The organism is Xanthobacter luteus, assembly GCF_040049235.1.
Lineage (GTDB): Bacteria > Pseudomonadota > Alphaproteobacteria > Rhizobiales > Xanthobacteraceae > Xanthobacter.
Window position 1 is genome coordinate 1 of sequence record NZ_JBDZDO010000010.1, and the last position, 17433, is coordinate 17433.

Genomic DNA, 17433 nt, shown 5'->3' on the forward strand with positions numbered 1-17433 from the left:
CGATCGGCTGCACAACCCCGACCAGCTCCGCCGATCGACCGTTGCTCAACCGGCGCACCAGCGCCAAACTCACCCGAGGACTCTGGCCTCAGCTGGATGAGAGACGGGGGGCACCGCAGATGTCCTGAATTTTCAGGACATCCCTTCAACTCCCGCGACGCGCATCGCCGTTCAATCGAAGGCCATACCGTGTAGCGGTGCTTACTCGCAGGTTCTCGGCGCAGGCTGTCCGCCAAACCGGTCGGCGATCCACTTGAGGAAATCCGATTGCGCGCGCGCCGCGAGCCGAATGTGATCTGTCGCTTCGTAGTGGGTATAAGAAATCGCGGTCCCCGAAGCACACGCCTTTGCGACATAGGCTGCTGTCGCCGCCGGCGCAACGGCCACGTCGTCATCGCCTTGGAACACGGCGACCGGCACTTGCGCCGGAACGGTCCCAAGGGAGTTTTCCTCGTACCGTCGGAGCCATCCTTCGGCATTGGCTGGCGTCTCGCGCGCGATTGGCCCCTTGTAGCTTTCGGTGTAGGTGTAGGTGTCGCCCATATGATGGTTGCACTGTCCAGCCCGAGCCGCTTCCGCGAAGAACTCCAGGCCAACAGACGTCAGCACGTCAGACAGTTTCAGCTCCGGATAAGTGACCGTCATGGCGTACCATCCCATCGTACGCTCGACGGCCTCCATCTCGCGGAGCTGTTGTCCGGATGCGACCATGCGTTCGATCACTTTGATCTGCTCTGCGACGTTGACCGGCGCCAGAGCGACTGCGCCAATCACCTTCATCCTGTCCGCAGCGTAGTCAGCAATTTGCGCCGCCCACACCGCCGCCTGGCCGCCTTGCGACCACCCCATGACCACCGCCTGAAGGCCGGCGCCCACCTCCGGCACTTGCCGAGCGGCGATTGCTGCATCAAGCACGTTGCGCGCCTCGGTCCGGCCAATCAGGTACTGGTGAATGCCTGGAGCCCCCAAGCCATTATAGTCGGTGGCAACCACAACATAGCCAGCATCGATCAGCCGTGTCAGGGCTGGAACGCCAAAATCGATGGCTTCTGAACTGTTCGGCAGGAAATAGAACGTCGCGTCACGCGCCGGATTATCCACCATCGACGGCGCACAATTTCGCGGAATGCCCGCGGTGCCATGCGCCCAGGAAATGATCGGCCTGCCGCCAGCAGGTGCTGCTGCGGTCGGGGCGATCAGCAGCCCGGAAACGGGAACCGGTTGACCATCGAGGGTGCTCGACCAATACATGATCTTCCACGCCTTCGCGCCCGGCACGCCCGCAGTGATCTCGCTTGCCCAGACGAGATCACCGTGCTGGCCGGGCCGGGTGGACGCTGGAGGGTCATAAAACGTCAACCCATCCGGACCTTTGCGCGGCGCTTCGATCTGTGATTGGGATCCTGTTTGCGCCTGCGCACCAGCTTCGATGGGAAGGAGTGTCGCGGGGATCAAGACAACGCAGGCCATCGCGGCTTGCGCGAAGAACCCATGCGATCGTTGCGGCAGGCGAAGCGAGACCCCGGTCATCCCGGCATTCCCTTATTGCTGATCTTCAAATCGCAGCATTGCGTCGATACTCTCGAACGTGCTCAAATCGACCTCATTGAGGCAACTCAAAACGACCCCGAGCAAATTGCGCCGCTGGCATTGGCAGCGTCTGGGTCGGCGCACCGTTCCAAAGGCATGATATGGGTCTTCAGCCGGGCGTTCTCCTCCTCAAGCGCCTTCAGCCGGCGGGCATCGTCACGTGGCATCGATCATGATGCGCTCGGGTTTGGGCCCTTCACCCGCCAGGCTGGCAAAGATGCGATCGAACACGCCCAGCCGGCTCCAGCGGACGAAGCGATTGTACAGCGTCTTGTGCGGGCCGTAGTCCTTCGGTGCATCCTTCCACTGCAGACCGTTGCGGATCACATAGACGATCCCGCTCACCACCCGCCGGTCATCGACCCGCGGCACGCCGTGGGCCAGGGGAAAGAACGGCGAGATGCGAGCCATCTGCTGCTCGCTCAATAGGAACAAATCACCCATGCCAGCCTCCGCAACAGAGACTGTGAATCACATCCTAATCCCGATTAATAGGTCCTGAGCCCAAGCGCTGTGGAAATCGAGCGCAGAGCCGGAATAGCTTAAATCGATGCCATCCAAACCGGGTACAGGCCAATGTGCCATTCATCCGCGCCCCTGCGGTCGTGCGCCGCTCAACGGGTGCTCTTCAACGCCTCTTCCACGATCGCATTCGTGAATGCTTCCTCCGGCTTGATCATAAGGCGACGACCGGACGTAGCTTCGATGAAATCCAGATTCTGCTGAATTCCCCGCGCGTCAATACGAGGAGTAGCCGGAAAGGCGGGCAGGTTGGTTTTAAACGCGACATCGAACACCTCGCGTTGCGTGCCCTGGAAATAGGAGATGACGGCCGTCCTGGCGGCTCCAGGGTCATCTCGTAGCAATTTCTGTGCGCGGCTAATGGCTCGCACGACCGCTGCTGCTTCGGCTGGCTTGCTTGCAAGCCACTTGTCCTGAGCAATGAGAGCGATGAAAAGGAATCCCTTCAGCGGTTCATATTGACCCGCCGCGAGGTTGAAGAGCATGAACGCGCCGCCGCTCATGGCGGCTTGGTCGGTGAAAGGCGAAGAGAGCGCGAATCCATCGATGCGCTTCTGCCCGAGTGCCGCAAGTAGAGCCGATCCGCCCCCGATGGGCACGAGGGTGAGATCGCGCTCGGGGTCAAGATTGCCGCCGCGGGCGAGGTAGCGGACCAGTTGATCAGTGGCGCTACCCGGACCGGTGATGCCAATGCGCAGCCCCTTGAGCGCGGCGAGACGTTCGGCCGTAGAGGATGCGTGCGTGAGCCCGGCCTTGCGCGCGGCTTCCTCGCTGATCACAACGTTTATGGCGTACTCAGTCATCACGGCGCCGAACGCCTTTACGGCCTGGCCTTTGGAGCGTGCTTCAAGACCAATCGCCGGCACTCCGACATAGACTTGCGCGCTGCCTCCGATCACGGCCGACATGGCGGTTGCGCCGCCTTTAAAGGATACGACCTCCGCGTCTATCCCCTCTTCTGCAAAGTATTTCTTGCTCACGGCGATATAGATAGGTGTAAAAAGAAAGCCATCACTCGACTGAGCAATCGTGATTTTTTCGCCTGCAGCGGCATTCGAGATGCCGATGGCCGCCAACGCCAAGCCTATAGCAAATCTCCGAAGCATGATATTTGATTCCTTTCTGGGCTTACACGGAGAATTCTCGGTCTTCCTCGACCTTCCGCCAGGGCATGAATGCCTTCTCGGCGAGTTTGACGAACAAGTTGAAGGCGAGGGCGAGGAACATGATGCCGGCTAGTGCCGCAAACGTGCCGGCCGTATCGAATTGCGAGGCCGCATGGGCCAGCATGAAGCCGAGCCCTCGATTAGAGGCGATGATCTCGCCGACAACGGCTCCGATCAGCGCGTTGGGTACGGACAGGCGCAAGCCGGCGAAGAACCACACGATGGCGGATGGGATGACTACCTTGCCGAGGAGATGGAACTCGTTCGCGCCCATAAGGCGAAGAATCGTAATCTGCTCCGGGCTTACCTGCTTCACGCCTATGTAAGTGTTGAAGAAGACGAAAAAGAAGACGATCGACGCTGCGAAGATGATCTTCATGTCGATGCCGATGCCCAGCCACAGAACAAACAGCGGCGCAAGTGCAGCCTTGGGCAGGCTGTAGAACGCCATGAGATAGGGCTCGCAAATATCCGCGAGCTGTGGTGTGCGCCCGAGCAAAAGCCCGAGGATCACACCGGTGATTGCACCGATAGCGAAACCGCCGGCGGCTTCCGTGAGGGTTATGCTGAGATGGTAGACCATCGATCCGTCGACGAGCGACTTCCAAATCGACTCGCCTACTGCCCCAGGGGTCGACAGAAAGAACTCGGTTCCGAGGAACTTCGACACCAGATACCAAACCGTCAGAAGAGCAATGCCCAGCAACGCTCGGTAGAGTGTGACGGCGCTCATTGCGTGGCCTCTTGCGCAAACGGCAGCAAGGCAGGCTCGTCTTCTGTTCCTACCCTGGCGATCTCCGGTGTGAGGCGCCGCCAGAGACGGGCGCATTCCTTCTGGTATTTGGAATCGAACCGTAAGCTCTTGAGGTTGCGCTCCACCGGGAGGTCAATCATGAAATATTCTGCGATGGTACCGGGTCGTCCCGTGAAGACCGCGCAGCGGTCGGCGAGCGCCACCGCCTCGTCGATGTCGTGGGTGACGAAGAGCACCGTCTTGCCCAAGCGCCGGCACAAGCCGCGCAATTCGATCTGCAGCAGCAAGCGCAATTGCGCATCCAGCGCACCAAAGGGCTCGTCCATAAGTAGCGTGTCTGGATCGCCGGCAATTAGGCGCGCGAGCGCAACACGCTTGCGCATTCCCCCCGAAAGCTGGGAGGGGTAGGAGGCTGCGAACTGATCGAGCCCGACCAGAGCGAGCAGTTCGTCGATCCGCGCCTTGATCTGCCGGCGAGGCAGGCCCGCGATCTCCAAAGGCACCGCGATGTTGCCGGAGACGGTGCGCCACGGCAGCAGATGATCGGCTTGAGTCATGTAGCCAACCTTGCGATTGAGCGCACCGACGGGGGTCCCATTATAAAGTACGCGTCCACTTGTTGGCGCGAAGATGCCCGCCACCATATTGAGCAGTGTGGATTTTCCGCAGCCGGAAGGTCCCACCAAGGTGACGAATTCACGAGGTGCGACCTTCAAGTCGATATTCTGAACCGCAACCCGTGCTCCCGCGAACGACTTACTGACGTCCTCGAACAGGATAAGCGGTTTTGTCTCCTCGTCACAGGTTGTTAGCGCAGGTTTAGCTTGTTGTCCCATCTCTCGTCTCTGGTTGGTTCGTCATTGTTCATCGAATGCACTTGATGCCGGCCACCGGCCGCGTCATTCCCCAGGCCACCAGATCCAAGGCCGCAAAGTTCGATCGGCGGTGAAAAACCGTTCAATCTCCTCACATCTGCCGAAAGTCCAACCGATGGGATCGAGACCCAGAAGCAACATTTCTCGCTCGCGCGATCCGATCTTGAATGCGAAGGTCCGGCCGCCCTCCGTTCGCACTTCGCAAGCGAGCAGATCAACTTCGAGTGTTAGTGGGGTTGTATGTGCGAGGGTCGCGAGTTCATCAATGTGCTCCGCGGGCAGTGTCACCGCGAGCAGACCATTGTGCAGGCAATTATCTGCGAAGATGGCCCCGTAGGAGGGAGCGATGAGGCAACGCAGGCCGAACTGCCTCAACGCCCATACCGCCATTTCACGGGAGGAGCCGCATCCAAAATTAGCGCCGGTGAGAAGGATTGCCGAACGGCGATAGGGCTCCTGGTTAAGGATGAAGTCTGGGTTTTCTCGACGCCCCTCTTCCAGATAACGCCAGGACGCAAAGGCCTTCTCACCAAAGCCTTCTCTGCTCGGCGAAGTGATTTCGCGCGACGGAATGATGATGTCCGTGTCGATGTTCGCTTGCAATAATGGCGCCGCGATGCCGATCAGCTTCTCGAATTTTTCCATTGTGCTCTCAATGTCGAAGGTGCGGGCGCGGATCGGCGATGTGCCCGGCGACGGCGGATGCAGCCACCGTCAGCGGGCTGGCAAGATGGGTGCGAACCCCGGGTCCTTGTCGCCCTTCGAAATTGCGATTGGTGCTGGAAATGATCCGCCGGGCGCCGCTAAGACCCTCACCGCCGGCATAGAAGCAAAGACCGCAGCCGCTCTCGCGCCACTCGAATCCCGCCTCACGGAACACGCCATCGAGGCCTTCCGCCTCTGCCGCGGCCTTCACGCTGCTGGAACCCGGAACGACGATTGCCCTTACCCCTGGTGCGATCTTCGCTCCCTTGATAACGGCTGCCGCAGCCCTCAGGTCTGACAAGCGCGCGTTCGTGCAAGAACCGATGAAGGCGGCATCAATGGGTAAGCCCACCAACGCATCGCCGGGCTTAAGCTCCATATATGAGAGTGCCCGCTCACACGCAGCCCGGTCTGCGGCGTTCAAGCCAGAGTCGGGACAAGGAACAACCCCGCCGATGTCGACCGCATGCGCTGGGCTTGTACCCCATGTCACCTGCGGAACAAGGTTCGTGCAATCCACGTTCAACTCGGCATCCCACACAGCATTCGCGTCGGATGCAAGCGACCGCCAATGAGCGGTCGCCCGATCGAACAAGGAGCCAGCCGGCGCGAAAGGACGACCGGCGATCCACTCAATAGTGGTGTCGTCCGGAGCGATGAGGCCAGTCCAGGCTCCGAACTCAACAGCCATGTTGCACAACGTAAGCCGCGCTTCGACAGGCAATGTGCGCACGGCCGCGCCGGTGAACTCGATGGCGTGGTTGCCGCCGCCCGCTGCACCGTGGTTCTTGATGAGCGCGAGGATCATATCCTTGGCGCTGACACCGAGGCCGAGGCTCCCTTCGAAGTTGACGCGCATGCTGCGGGGCCGCTTGCGGATGAGCGTCTGAGTCGCAACCGCGTGCTCGCCTTCCGTGGACCCGATGCCCCAGGCGAGCGCGCCAACACCGCCCACCGTACCAGTATGGCTGTCGGGACAGACCAAGGTCATACCTGGCAAGGCAAGTCCTTGCTCGGGTGACACTACATGAACGATACCCTGCCTGGGGTCGCCTAGGTCGAACAGGGTTATCCCGAACGCGCCGCACCTCTTGCGAAATTCCGCAATGAACTGTTCTCCGCCTTTCAGTGGCGTGCGATCGCCACGGCCCGGCCGAGTCTCAACGATATGATCCATCAAGCCGAACACGAGCCGCGGATTGGCTGGCCGCCGGCCGGCCGCCGCGAGGCCGGACAGAAGCGCGGGTCCAGTGCGCTCATGCAGCAGAATACGGTCGATCTGCAGTAGGCATTGGTCCGCGCCGAGATTGGCAACGACGTGCGCGTCCCATATCTTTTCAATGATATTGCGGGCCGGTGACGGGTTCATGGCGCGGCCTTTTCGGCGTGCGGCGCCAGATATTTGCGCTCGAGCGCGAAGACTTCATCGAAGCCCGCCAGATGCTTAAAGTCCTCAAAACTCGCGACAATCTGGCTACTCGCGGAAATGCCGCGGGCGTGCCGTACCGCCGACAACGCCTCGCGCATGCCGCGCACCGCTGCCAAGGCCAAGGTAAGAGGCAGGCTTACCCTCGCTATGCCGACACGCTCCATTTCGTCGAAGTCAAAGTCCGTTGGCGATTTACCACCTTCCACCAGGTTGATGGCGACCGGTCCACGAATGTTTCGCACCGCCTCGACGGCAAGATTACGAGATGTAAGGCCATCGATAAAGACCATAGTTGCGCCGGCAGCGAGATATGCATTGCCGCGTCGGATGACTTCGGCAATGCCGCACATCGCCAGTGCATCAGTTCGGGCATTGATGACAAAATCAGGATCGGACCGTGCATCGGAACAGGCCCGAATCTTGGCAACAGCCTCATCGATTGGCACAATGCTCTTGCCGTCGAGGTGGCCGCACCTCTTGGGCATGACTTGGTCTTCGATGTTGATGCCTGCACAGCCGATGCGCTCGAACGCTCGCACCATGTGCCACGCATTGACGGCATTGCCGAAGCCGGTGTCACCATCCGCCATTACCGGAATGTCCACCGCATCGACGATCTTCTGCGTCACCGCAAGCATATCGCTCATGGAGAGAAAGCTATAGTCGGGCAACCCCAGATGGGTGACCGACATAGCAAAGCCGGAACACTGAGTTGCCGTGTATCCACCCTCCTCTACGATACGCGCGCTCAGCGGGTCGAAGCAGCCGGGCATCACCAGCAGTTCTGGCGCAAAGATGAGGTTTTTCAGGCGTGTGGTGCGTCTCATCGCTATTCCTCGGGGGAATCTGTTGAGACCTGGACCTGGATTCGGCCGCTCTCGCGCGTCAATCGCAGGCGGTACTCGTAGTATTCAGGGCGGAACACGCCCCAGAAATACTGGATCGGAGTGCCGACCTCGTCCTTCAAGACACGCTTGACCGACAGAAGGGCGGCACTCAGCGGAACGCCGAGGTTTTCTGCCATTTCAAGCTCTGCATTGTGCGCGCTCAGCACCTCCTCGGCTTCCGCGGCCTGCATCCCATGTTCGTTGAGAATGCGCAGAAGCGGTTCGGTTCTGAGGCGCTCCACTGCCAGCTCGGGTATGGCGTGGGCTGGCAAATAGACGAGGCTGCGCGCCATGGGCAATTCGCCCTGAAGACGCAATCGCACGATGCGCCAGACCCGGGCACCTGGCATTAACCGCAGGATGCGGGCGATGTCATCGGGGGCCTCGACGATTTCGGCCGAAAGAACGCGCACCGATGTTGCCAATCCCATCTGGAGGACACTGTCCATGAGCCCTTCGAAAGGGTTCATCGACCGTCTCGGATCGTCAGCGCCAGACTTGCGCCGGAAAACCACTTCCGTGCCGTGGCCGTGCTTGCGCGTGATGAAACCATCACGTTCAAGGGCTTCGAGCGCAGTGCGAACGGTGATGCGCGCCGCCTCAAACTCCGCGGCGAGTTGCCGTTCGCCCGGCAGCAACGAGCGGAAAGGGAACTCGCCTTCAATGATGCGATTACGCAGAAGCAGATAGATGTGATGGTAGCGGTGCAGCGGGGCCATAGCCGGCCGAGATGTCTCGGCGATGGGCCCGCTTGATTTCGGATTTTCCGAACTGGCGTTCCGCATCTTTCGTCCCTTCTCATCCCCCTGCTGCCCAAGTCGACGTTGCCTCACAGTAAGAATGCCGAACGAGGTTCTGTCAATAGAACCATATGGCCTCATTGACCAATCCAGACGGATCGTTAGTGAGTTCTCGGAGGCAGCCGTCCTGCTGCTAAAATTGGGCGAGATCGTAGATGAACGGGCCGAGCACTCTCCCTGACCATGTCATCGCACGCGTCAAGTTTAAGCGCGGTAGACTACGCGTTTTCGAGCGGTTTGATCTGGAGAAAACTGCGGTCCTTGTCGTAGACATGCAGCGTTACTATCTGCCGCGCATCAGCGGCATCCGCGAGATCGTGCCCAAGATCAACGATGTGGTGGCGCGCTTGCGCGCGCGGGGAGCGACGATCGCGTGGATCATGAACACGCTGGCGCGCAACGGCGTGTCGACTTGGCCATTTTATCACGCCCATTTCTTCAATGCGTCCGGCGCGGAAGACCACCGCAATGGCCTGATGGCGGGCGCCCCCGGCCATGCACTTATTTCCGACCTCATCCCGACAACCGACGACCTCGTCGTGGAAAAGACGCGCTTTTCCGCCTTCGCACCTAATTCCAGCGAACTGCCGGCTCTGCTCAGGAAAAGGGGTGCCGAAAATCTCATCATCGTCGGCACCGCGACGAACGTGTGCTGCGAATCTACCGCGCGCGATGCCATGATGCAGGACTATCGTGTCGTCGTTCTCTCAGATGCCACGGCGGCGATAACACAGGAAGACCACCTAGCTGGGTTGTCGACGCTCTATTCCTGCTTTGCGGACGTGATGACGACAGATGAGCTCCTGCGAGTCGTCAATTGTGCGGCCCTTACGCACGAATAATCCAGAGCGCCGCGTTCGCCCTGCGGGTCTGCCAGAAGGCCTTCGGGCTCGACTTCTGGCGGCCTGGCAAAACACTCCCAAAGCTGATGTCGCGTCACCGGCCTTGCAGCATGATCCTCGGAGTTCATCGTTTGGCCCGTGACGAGTCAATTCCCAGATTTGCCTAATCCCACGGGCGTATGTTCCGGCGGACCGCAGCGGCCGTCAATGCCTCGCCGGGGTGTCTGCCTTTCCGCTTCAAAAAAGACTCCCTTTCGGTCCCCGCATCACACCCCACACCTTGAACTGATGGGGTGGATGCCCCCTCCGGCCGGCATCGTATGATGTCTGTGCAGCGCCTTGGCGGCGCTTTCAGGGGAGGAGCACATGCCAGATGTTCACTTCAGATGCGCATTGATCCGACGAAAATGGACTGAGAGCCTCGCAGTTTGCCAATGGGGCTCCCGCAACACTCCCGATATAGCTGATGGCCGTCACCCACTTCGAGCACGCTGGTTCCGTATGGTCCTATAGCCGAGAATCTATTGTCCCGCGTTTGTCCCGTGTTCAGCGCCCCATCGCCGATCCTTTCGATCACCGCCTGGCTCGTGCATCTTCGCTAATGCAGCTCAAATGACGTTGCCCCCAAGCTTTATCCAGCGGTGAGTTCGCTCCGGCGGGTGGTTTTGGCCTGTTCGGCGGTGTGAGCGGCGTGCTGTGACCCCCGTCTCTCATCCAGCCGAACCGCCGCCGCTCCGTCGCCAGTTCCCGCAGACGACCACGCAGCACGTCGTCGTTCCGCCGGGAGCGGTAGCGGATGGTCGATCGGTCGGCACCGATGATGGAACACGCCCGCCGCTCGCTCACGTCGTGCTCGCGCAAGACGTGAGCGACGGCTTCCCGAACGGCGGCGGGCGTCACCATTTTTTTGCCAGCAGGTCTTTCAGGACGGAGGCGTCGAGAATGGCGTCGGCCAACAGTCGCTTCAGCTTGGCGTTCTCCTCCTCGAGCGCCTTCAGCCGCTTCGCCTCGGAGACCTCCATGCCGCCGAACTTCGCCTTCCAGGCGTAGAACGTCGCAGTGCTGATGCCGTGCCGGCGACAGACGTCGGCCGTCTTGCCGCCCGCCTCCTGCTCACGCAGCACGCCGATGATCTGTTCTTCCGTGAACCTCGCTCGCTTCAGCGTCCGGTCCTCTCGCTGGGCCGGACTCTAGCGTCAGATGGATCTAAATGCGGGGGGCACAGCACCACCGCCATACCCACCTCGATCACCGGCAGGGCGGTTTCGCGAAGCAGGTGGCGCGCCTCTTTCACGCGCAGACTGATGAAGTACTGCCGCGGTGAGAAGCCCACTGATCGTTTGAACATCCGGCTGAAATGGAAAGGACTCAACCCCGCGACCGAAGCGAGTGCGACGAGCGAGAAGGGCTCAGCGAGATGGTCGCGCATGAACTGGACCACGGCACGCAGCCGGGTCGAGGGCAAGACACCCCGGCGGCTGAGTCGGGCGCTAGAGTCTGTGAAGCGCCGCAGCACGCACACAGCTAGCGCTTCACTTACCCCTTCAAGCAGGAACGCCGACGGTGTGCCGGCACCTGTCATCTCGCGATGAAGGGTGTCCAGCAGCGCCGAAATGGACTCGTCCCGAGCGCCGGACGGTTCGCTCAGGCTCGGCCGTTGGCGTTTACCATAGATGGCGAGCGCCGCCGCCTCAATGAGCGCGACGCCCGGATAGATGTGGAGCGCCTGAAAGGACGTCCCAAGCGCTTGCCAGCGCAACTCGTAAGGCTCGTCCGAATCGACCACGAACAGGTCCCCTGGGACGACCTCGATGGTGCGCCAACCGCAGCCTTCGGTGCGCTCCTCCACTCGGGCTGCTCCAGCGGCGATCCAGACCAGCAGAGGCTCAGCGACCGCAGGCACGAGCACAGGCGCCTCGATCGTGCGGTGTGCAAAAAGATGCGCGGTCAGGCCGCCTGGTCCTGTGTCCACCTCGGCGATCAACTCACCCGGCACGTGGCCGAGCAACCAATTCGCCTTGGACTCCGGGGCAGCTTTATCGATCACCCGACAGGAACGCTCATTCCGCCGTCTGCCATCAGAACGGCACCGACTATGAAGCTCGCTCGGTCGGAAGCCAAGAAAGCGACGATCTCGGCGATCTCGCGCGGTTGCGCCGCACGACCGATCGGCGCTTTGCCACCGTGCTCGGCCAGAAACTCGCGACCGTCCTCGCGGAAGTGGTTGAGAATGTTGGTCACCGTGTCGCCCACGCCAATCGCGTTGACACGGATGCCGTATGGGATCGCTTCCAGAGCCTGCGTCCGGGTGAGCTGCGCCAGCGCCCCCTTGGATGCCGCGTAAGCGGAGATGCCAGGGAAGGTGAAGAAGGACGCGTAGGAGGCGATGTTGATGATCGCGCCGGAGCGCCGGGGCATCATGGCTCTTTGCGCTTCACGCGAGTGGAGGAAGGCTCCCGTCACGTTCGTCCGCATCTGCCAGTCCCACTCCTCGCGGCTGAGATCAACGATGTCCTTGTAGACGATCCGCCCGGCGTTGTTGACGAGAATGTCAAGGGCGCCGAACTTTTCCAAGGCAAGCGAGACCGCGCGTTCGGCTGCGCCATCTTCGGTGATATCGGCGACGAGCGGCACCAAGCCGTCCAGAGCAAGCTCCTCGACCACCGGGTTGACATCCTCAGCCACAACCTTGGCTCCACGCTCGTGCAGCAACTGCGCCACGGCGCGGCCGATGCCACTCGCCGCACCTGTCACGATCGCGACCTTGCCTTCGACCTCCCTGATAAGCGTGCCTTCTGTCATCCTGTTTCTCCACTGGACTGCTTCACCGCACGAGTCGTTGGAGCAAGGCGGCCGATGCATGCGATTAACGTGCCGAGTGAAGGCGGCCCTTTCGCTCGTCGGCTTGCGCGCACTGTCGCGATCTTGCGCAAGACTTTTGATCTTCCCTCGTTTCAGCGGACATCGATGCGCCAGGGCTGGAGATTGGAGCCGCTAGGCGCGTCCTGCTGTCGCCAGCAACGGCTCGATCATTGGGCGCGGAATAGGGCCGGGCCGGCCCCCGGATGCCGCGCCGGCCCTCGATGGCTCGGCCACGCTCGGGGCCGTGCGTGCGCTGCCTCGATCGGTCATGACCGCTCCTGCCGGGTCGGCCCGGGCGCAGCGGAGCCCCCCGCCGGGCGGGCCGCCACGAGGGCGGAGAGCGAGAAGGTGAGAACGATGTCCCCCGCAGCGTCGCGGGTCATCATGTCGATGCGCACGATGCCACGACCTGGCTTCGTCGATGCCCGCACCTCCGCCAGCGCATATTCCACTTGGATCGTGGCACCGGGCCGGAGCGGGCGGTGAAAGCTCATCCGGTCAATGCCCAGCCCGGCGAGCGCCGTTCCCTTGAGCAAGCCGTCGTCATAGTAAAGCCGGTAGCTCAACAGCAGCGTCTGTAGCCCGCTTCCGACCAGCCCGCCGAACACGCTGTCCTGCGCCGCGATCGCATCCACATGGAATGGCTGGGCGTCCCACTCCATCGCGAAGCGGATCACCGCGTCCTCGGTGACGGTGAAGCGCGCTGTCTTGTATTGCGCGCCCTCCCGAAGCTCGTCGAAATAAAGCCCACGCTGCATCGCTAGCCGATCTCCACCAGGGCGATCTCCCCGCCCACCGGCACAACGTCGCCTTCCGAGGCCAGTTGTTTCAACAATTTTCCGGCGGCCGGCGATGTCACCTCGAACGTGGCCTTGTCGCCCTCTACGGTAGCGATCGTCTCGTCGGCGCCGACGTTGTCGCCCTCTTGCTTCTCCCAGGTCGAGAGGGTCACCTCCTCGACGGTCAGCCCCACCTTCGGAACCTTCACTCGGATCTTCATCGCTCGTTCCCTAGTTGCCGGTGTAGCGGGGCGGACGCTTTTCGAGAAAGGCGCTCATCCCTTCCTTCTGGTCGGCGCTGGCGAACAGGCGCACGAATTCCTGCAGCTCGTATTCGAGCGCCACGTCGAAGCTTGCCTCGGCGCCGGTGTTGACGGTGGCTTTCGCGGCGCCGAGGGCGAGCGGCGCCATCTGCGCCAGCTCCTCGCACAGGGCCATGGTCTCCGCCTCCAGCCGGTCCTCCTCCACGCACCGGTTGGCGAGCTGCCACTCCACCGCCTCCGGGCCGGGGAGCAGGCGGCCGAGCATCAGCAGTTCCTTGGCGCGCAGCCGCCCGACCCAGCGGGTGAGCCGCACGCCCGCTCCGGCCCCGGGGATCACGCCGATCTTGATCTCGCTGAGGCCGAACCGCGCCGAAGGCGTGCAGAGGACGAAGTCGCAGGCCAGCGAAAGCTCGGTGCCGCCCCCAGTTGCCCAGCCCCGCACGGCGGCGATCACCGGCTTGCGGCTGGCCTCGATGCGGCGGAAGAGGTCCAGCCAGTCGCGGTTGTAGCTCAGGATCTCGCGCGGGCCGAAGTCGCGTAGCTCGCTGATGTCGGCGCCGGCAGTGAAGGCCCGCTCGCCGGCCCCGGTGAAGACGATGCTCCGCACCTCGGTGGCATCGCCCGCCTCCACCACCGCCACGATGCTCTCGCGGATGCACTGGCGGTTCATGGCGTTCAGCACGCGCGGGCGATTGAGCTTGATCCAGCGGGCGGCGCCGCGATCCTCGACGGTGATGGTCTCGAACGCCATCATGCCGGCTCCAGCATGGCCCTCACCGTCTGCGCGATGCGCTCGGGCGAGGGCAAATAGAGCGCCTCCAGCGACGGGGTGAAGGGGCTCGGCGCGAAGGGCGGGGTGACCCGCCGGGGTGGGGCTTTCAGCGGCACGCCCGCCTCGCACACCGAGGCGATCACCTCCGCGCCGAGGCCGAAGAAGCCGTGCGCCTCGTGCACGACGCACAGGCGGCCGGTGCGCAGCACCGACGCCAAGACCGTTTCCATGTCGAGCGGGCTGATGGAGCGCGGATCGATCACCTCCGCCTCGATGCCTTCTTCGGCCAGCAAAGACGCGGCCTTCAGGCCCGCCTGCACCATCTGCCCGGCGCAGAGCAGCGTCACGTCGTGGCCGGCGCGTTTCACATCCGCCTTGCCGAGCGGGACGAGATGGTCGGTGCCGAGGTCGGGAACGTCGCCGGCGGAGCCGATCAGCTTCTTGGAAAGGAGGCAGATCACCGGATTGTCGTCGCGGATGCCCGACTTGACGAGGCCGAGCACGTCGGTCGGCGTGGACGGCTGGATCACCTTCAGGCCAGGCACGTGGGCGAACCACGCGGCGAGGCTCTGGGAGTGCTGTGGCCCCGCATTCACCCCACCACCGCCGAAGGTGTAGAGCAGCAGCGGGATGCCCACCTGCCCGCCGAGCATATAGCGCAGCTTGGCCGCCTGGTTCACGAGCGGATCCATGCAGGCAGTCACGAAATCCTCGAAGCCGATCTCCACCACCGGGCGCAGGCCGGTCATGGCCGCCCCGACGGCGGCCGAGACGAAGCCGTTCTCGGCGATGGGCGTGTCGCGCACCCGGTTAGCGCCGAAGGTCGCGTAGAGGCCGCGGGTCTGGGCGAAGATGCCGCCGCTCTCGCCGACGTCCTCCCCCATGAGGATGACGCGCTCGTCGCGCTGCATCTCCTCGCGCAGGGCGCGGGTGAGCGCTTGGTAATACTTGGTCTTTGCCACCTCACGCCTCCGCATATACGTCTTCGGTGAGCGCCGAGGCGGGCGGGCTCTGCAGCCCTGCCGCCCAGGCCGCGGCGGCATCGATCCGCCCGCGCGCCTTGCTCTCGATGTCGTCGAGCTCGTGCGCCTTCAGGCCCGGGACATCGGCCGCCTGCTGCCGCGCCAGACTGATGGGATCGAACGTCTGGGCCTTGGCGTGGTCGGCGTCCGACTTGTAGTTCTGCGGATCACCCTCGTAGTGCCCGTGCCAGCGGAAGGTCTTGGCTTCCACCAGGGCCGGGCCGCCGCCGCGCCGGGCACGCTCGACTGCCTGCCTTACGGTGGCGTAGACGGCAAAGACGTCCTCGCCGTCGACGGTGATGCCGGGAAAGCCGTAGGCGGCCGCGCGCTGCGCCACATCGGGCACGCTCACGTGGGTCCCGAACGGCGAGAGCTCGGCAAAGGCGTTCGCCTCGCAAAAGAAGATGATCGGCAGCTTCCAGATCGCCGCCATGTTCATCGCCTCGTGGGCGATGCCGGCGCCGGATGCGCCCTCGCCGAAGAAGGCGATCACAACGTTGTTGCGCCCCTGCACCTGCAGGGACAGCGCCGCGCCGATGCCCAGGCCCATGGACTGGCCGACGATGCCATTGGCCCCGAGGACGCCCGCCGCCACGTCGGCGATGTGCATGGAGCCGCCGCGGCCCTTGCCGTAGCCCTGCGCCTTGGCGAACAGCTCGGCCATCATGCGAGCCGGGTCAGCGCCCTTGGCGAGGCAATGGCCGTGGCCGCGATGGGTGCTGGTGATGTAGTCGCCCCGCTCGAGGGTCGCGCATGCGCCGGCGGCGCACGCCTCCTGGCCGAGCGAGAGATGGATGAAGCCGGGCAGTTCGCCCAGCTTGTAGCGCTCGCTGGCCACCTCCTCGAAACGGCGGATCTCGCACATGGTGCGGAAGAGGCGGCGGGCGACGTCCGCGGAAATGCCGGCGCCTTGGGCGCCGGGAACGGAGACGTTGAATGCGCGCGACTTCATCTCAGCACCCGAGCGCACGGGCGACGAGGATCTGCTGGATCTCGTTCGTGCCCTCGCCGATGGCGAGGATCTGCGCCTCGCGGTAGAGGCGGTTGACGCGATATTCGTGCATGAAGCCGTAGCCGCCGTGGATCTGGTAGGCCTCCGCCGCGGCCTGGATGGCGAGCCGCGTGCCGACCAGCTTCAGCATGGCCGCTTCCGTGTGGCAGTCCTGCCCGGTGGCATGCATCCACGCGACCCGGTGGGAGAAGCTGCGCACCGTCTCGGCGTGGGCCGCCATGTCGGCCAGCTTGGCCTGGGTGAGCTGGAACGTGCTCAGGGCCTTGCCGAACTGCTTGCGCTCCTTGGAATAAGCCAGCGCCTCGTCGAGGCAGGCCTGGATGAGCGCGCCTCCGAGCGTGCCGAAAACGATGCGCCCCAGATTGAGGCCACCGAGCGCCTGCTTGAGCCCTTCACCCTCGATGCCGAGCAGGCAATCGTGCGGCAGCTTGACGTTATTGAAAACGAGCTCGCGGTTGTCCATTCCGTGCCAGGCCATCTTGTCGAAGGACTGGCCCAGCTCGTATCCGGGCGTGCCCGTAGGCAGGATGAAGGACGAGATGGCCTTGCGTCCGTTCGGACGCTCCCCGGTCACCGCCATGACGACGGTGCCGTCGCTGATCTTCGTCCCGGCGTTGGAGATGAAGATCTTGTCACCGTTGAGAATCCAGTCTTCGTTGGACTCGCGCACGGCGCGGGTGCGCATGCCGGCAGTGTCGGAGCCGGCGCCGGACTCGGTCAATGCGATCGCGCCGAGCTTATCGCCGCGCGCGAAGGACGGCAGCCATTGCGCCTTCTGCTCGGGCGAGCCGAGCTGCACGTACATGTTGGCCACCAGCACGTGGACCTGCCAGATGAGCGCGAAGGTCTGGCTGATCCGACCCATCTCCTCCATGGCGAGGATGTAGGTGAGAGAATCGAGGCCGCTGCCGCCGTAAGATTCCGGAATGAGGATCCCGGCCATGCCGAGATCGCTCCACTTGGCCCAGACCTCGTAGGGAAACTCGTGATCGCGGTCCATCTGCTCCTGGGCGCGCGCGACCTCCGTTTCTGCGAAGTACCGCACCATCGTGCAGAGCTCCCGCTGCTCTTCGCTGAGAGCGAAATCCATTGCTTGCCTCCCTTGAAAATTGCGGCGCGCCACCCTTCGGCGGCGGCTCTGCGGAGGGCCCGC

17 protein-coding genes and 2 pseudogenes are annotated in these 17433 nt (G+C 62.9%); 1 reads left to right on the plus strand and 18 read right to left on the minus strand.

Translation table 11 applies throughout. The annotated features are described in order from the left end of the window. Positions 1-201: 201 nt before the first annotated feature. The 9 genes and pseudogenes from ABLE88_RS23320 to ABLE88_RS23360 all read right to left on the minus strand — a co-directional run bounded on the left by ABLE88_RS23320 (position 202) and on the right by ABLE88_RS23360 (position 8713). Entirely contained in the window at positions 202-1530 is a 1329-nt protein-coding gene (locus tag ABLE88_RS23320; RefSeq protein WP_348834298.1) for a lipase family protein, read from the minus strand. Between the two features lie 219 nt (positions 1531-1749). After that, positions 1750-2034: pseudogene (locus ABLE88_RS23325) on the minus strand (transposase); the annotation flags it as partial. Positions 2035-2204: 170 nt separating this feature from the next. Further along, positions 2205-3218 (minus strand): ABC transporter substrate-binding protein, encoded by a 1014-nt coding sequence (locus tag ABLE88_RS23330; protein ID WP_348834299.1) that lies wholly within the window; start codon positions 3216-3218, stop codon positions 2205-2207. A 22-nt stretch (positions 3219-3240) separates the two neighbouring features. Continuing rightward, the gene (locus tag ABLE88_RS23335) at positions 3241-4011 is read right to left on the minus strand and encodes an ABC transporter permease (RefSeq protein ID WP_348834301.1); all 771 of its coding nucleotides are present in this window, start codon (positions 4009-4011) and stop codon (positions 3241-3243) included. After that, positions 4008-4868 (minus strand): ABC transporter ATP-binding protein, encoded by an 861-nt coding sequence (locus ABLE88_RS23340; RefSeq protein ID WP_348834303.1) that lies wholly within the window; start codon positions 4866-4868, stop codon positions 4008-4010. The genes ABLE88_RS23335 and ABLE88_RS23340 overlap by 4 nt, the downstream gene beginning before the upstream one ends. 63 nt (positions 4869-4931) lie before the next feature. After that, complete coding sequence (gene leuD, locus ABLE88_RS23345) at positions 4932-5552, minus strand: 3-isopropylmalate dehydratase small subunit (protein ID WP_348834305.1); 621 nt, start codon at positions 5550-5552, stop codon at positions 4932-4934. A 7-nt stretch (positions 5553-5559) separates the two neighbouring features. Continuing rightward, the gene (locus tag ABLE88_RS23350) at positions 5560-6981 is read right to left on the minus strand and encodes a 3-isopropylmalate dehydratase large subunit (RefSeq protein ID WP_348834307.1); all 1422 of its coding nucleotides are present in this window, start codon (positions 6979-6981) and stop codon (positions 5560-5562) included. Then, complete coding sequence (locus ABLE88_RS23355) at positions 6978-7868, minus strand: isocitrate lyase/PEP mutase family protein (RefSeq protein ID WP_348834309.1); 891 nt, start codon at positions 7866-7868, stop codon at positions 6978-6980. Before ABLE88_RS23355 ends, ABLE88_RS23350 begins: the two co-directional genes overlap by 4 nt. Positions 7869-7870: 2 nt before the next feature. Next, positions 7871-8713 (minus strand): GntR family transcriptional regulator, encoded by an 843-nt coding sequence (locus tag ABLE88_RS23360; RefSeq protein ID WP_348834310.1) that lies wholly within the window; start codon positions 8711-8713, stop codon positions 7871-7873. A 170-nt stretch (positions 8714-8883) separates the two neighbouring features. Between ABLE88_RS23360 and ABLE88_RS23365 the strand changes: the two genes are divergently transcribed. Continuing rightward, the gene (locus ABLE88_RS23365) at positions 8884-9570 is read left to right on the plus strand and encodes an isochorismatase family protein (RefSeq protein ID WP_348834312.1); all 687 of its coding nucleotides are present in this window, start codon (positions 8884-8886) and stop codon (positions 9568-9570) included. 708 nt (positions 9571-10278) lie between these two features. Here ABLE88_RS23365 and ABLE88_RS23370 read toward each other — a convergent pair. The 9 genes and pseudogenes from ABLE88_RS23370 to ABLE88_RS23410 all read right to left on the minus strand — a co-directional run. After that, positions 10279-10733 (minus strand): annotated as a pseudogene (locus ABLE88_RS23370) (transposase); the annotation flags it as partial. Beyond that, positions 10730-11578 (minus strand): helix-turn-helix domain-containing protein, encoded by an 849-nt coding sequence (locus tag ABLE88_RS23375; RefSeq protein WP_348834313.1) that lies wholly within the window; start codon positions 11576-11578, stop codon positions 10730-10732. The gene ABLE88_RS23375 and the pseudogene ABLE88_RS23370, both read right to left, overlap by 4 nt. Positions 11579-11613: 35 nt before the next feature. Next, complete coding sequence (locus ABLE88_RS23380) at positions 11614-12372, minus strand: SDR family NAD(P)-dependent oxidoreductase (protein ID WP_348834314.1); 759 nt, start codon at positions 12370-12372, stop codon at positions 11614-11616. Between the two features lie 326 nt (positions 12373-12698). Next, a complete protein-coding gene (locus tag ABLE88_RS23385) occupies positions 12699-13190 on the minus strand; it encodes a MaoC/PaaZ C-terminal domain-containing protein (RefSeq protein ID WP_348834315.1) in 492 nt (163 codons plus the stop codon). 2 nt (positions 13191-13192) lie between these two features. Continuing rightward, entirely contained in the window at positions 13193-13432 is a 240-nt protein-coding gene (locus ABLE88_RS23390) for a biotin/lipoyl-containing protein (protein ID WP_348834317.1), read from the minus strand. Positions 13433-13442: 10 nt separating this feature from the next. Then, complete coding sequence (locus ABLE88_RS23395) at positions 13443-14228, minus strand: enoyl-CoA hydratase/isomerase family protein (protein WP_348834319.1); 786 nt, start codon at positions 14226-14228, stop codon at positions 13443-13445. Next, a complete protein-coding gene (locus ABLE88_RS23400; RefSeq protein ID WP_348834321.1) occupies positions 14225-15208 on the minus strand; it encodes an alpha-ketoacid dehydrogenase subunit beta in 984 nt (327 codons plus the stop codon). The genes ABLE88_RS23395 and ABLE88_RS23400 overlap by 4 nt, the downstream gene beginning before the upstream one ends. A 1-nt stretch (position 15209) precedes the next feature. Then, positions 15210-16220: a thiamine pyrophosphate-dependent dehydrogenase E1 component subunit alpha gene (locus tag ABLE88_RS23405; protein ID WP_348834322.1), complete on the minus strand. Its 1011-nt coding sequence runs from the start codon at positions 16218-16220 to the stop codon at positions 15210-15212. Between the two features lies 1 nt (position 16221). Continuing rightward, entirely contained in the window at positions 16222-17370 is a 1149-nt protein-coding gene (locus ABLE88_RS23410; protein ID WP_348834323.1) for an acyl-CoA dehydrogenase family protein, read from the minus strand. Positions 17371-17433 lie beyond the last annotated feature (63 nt).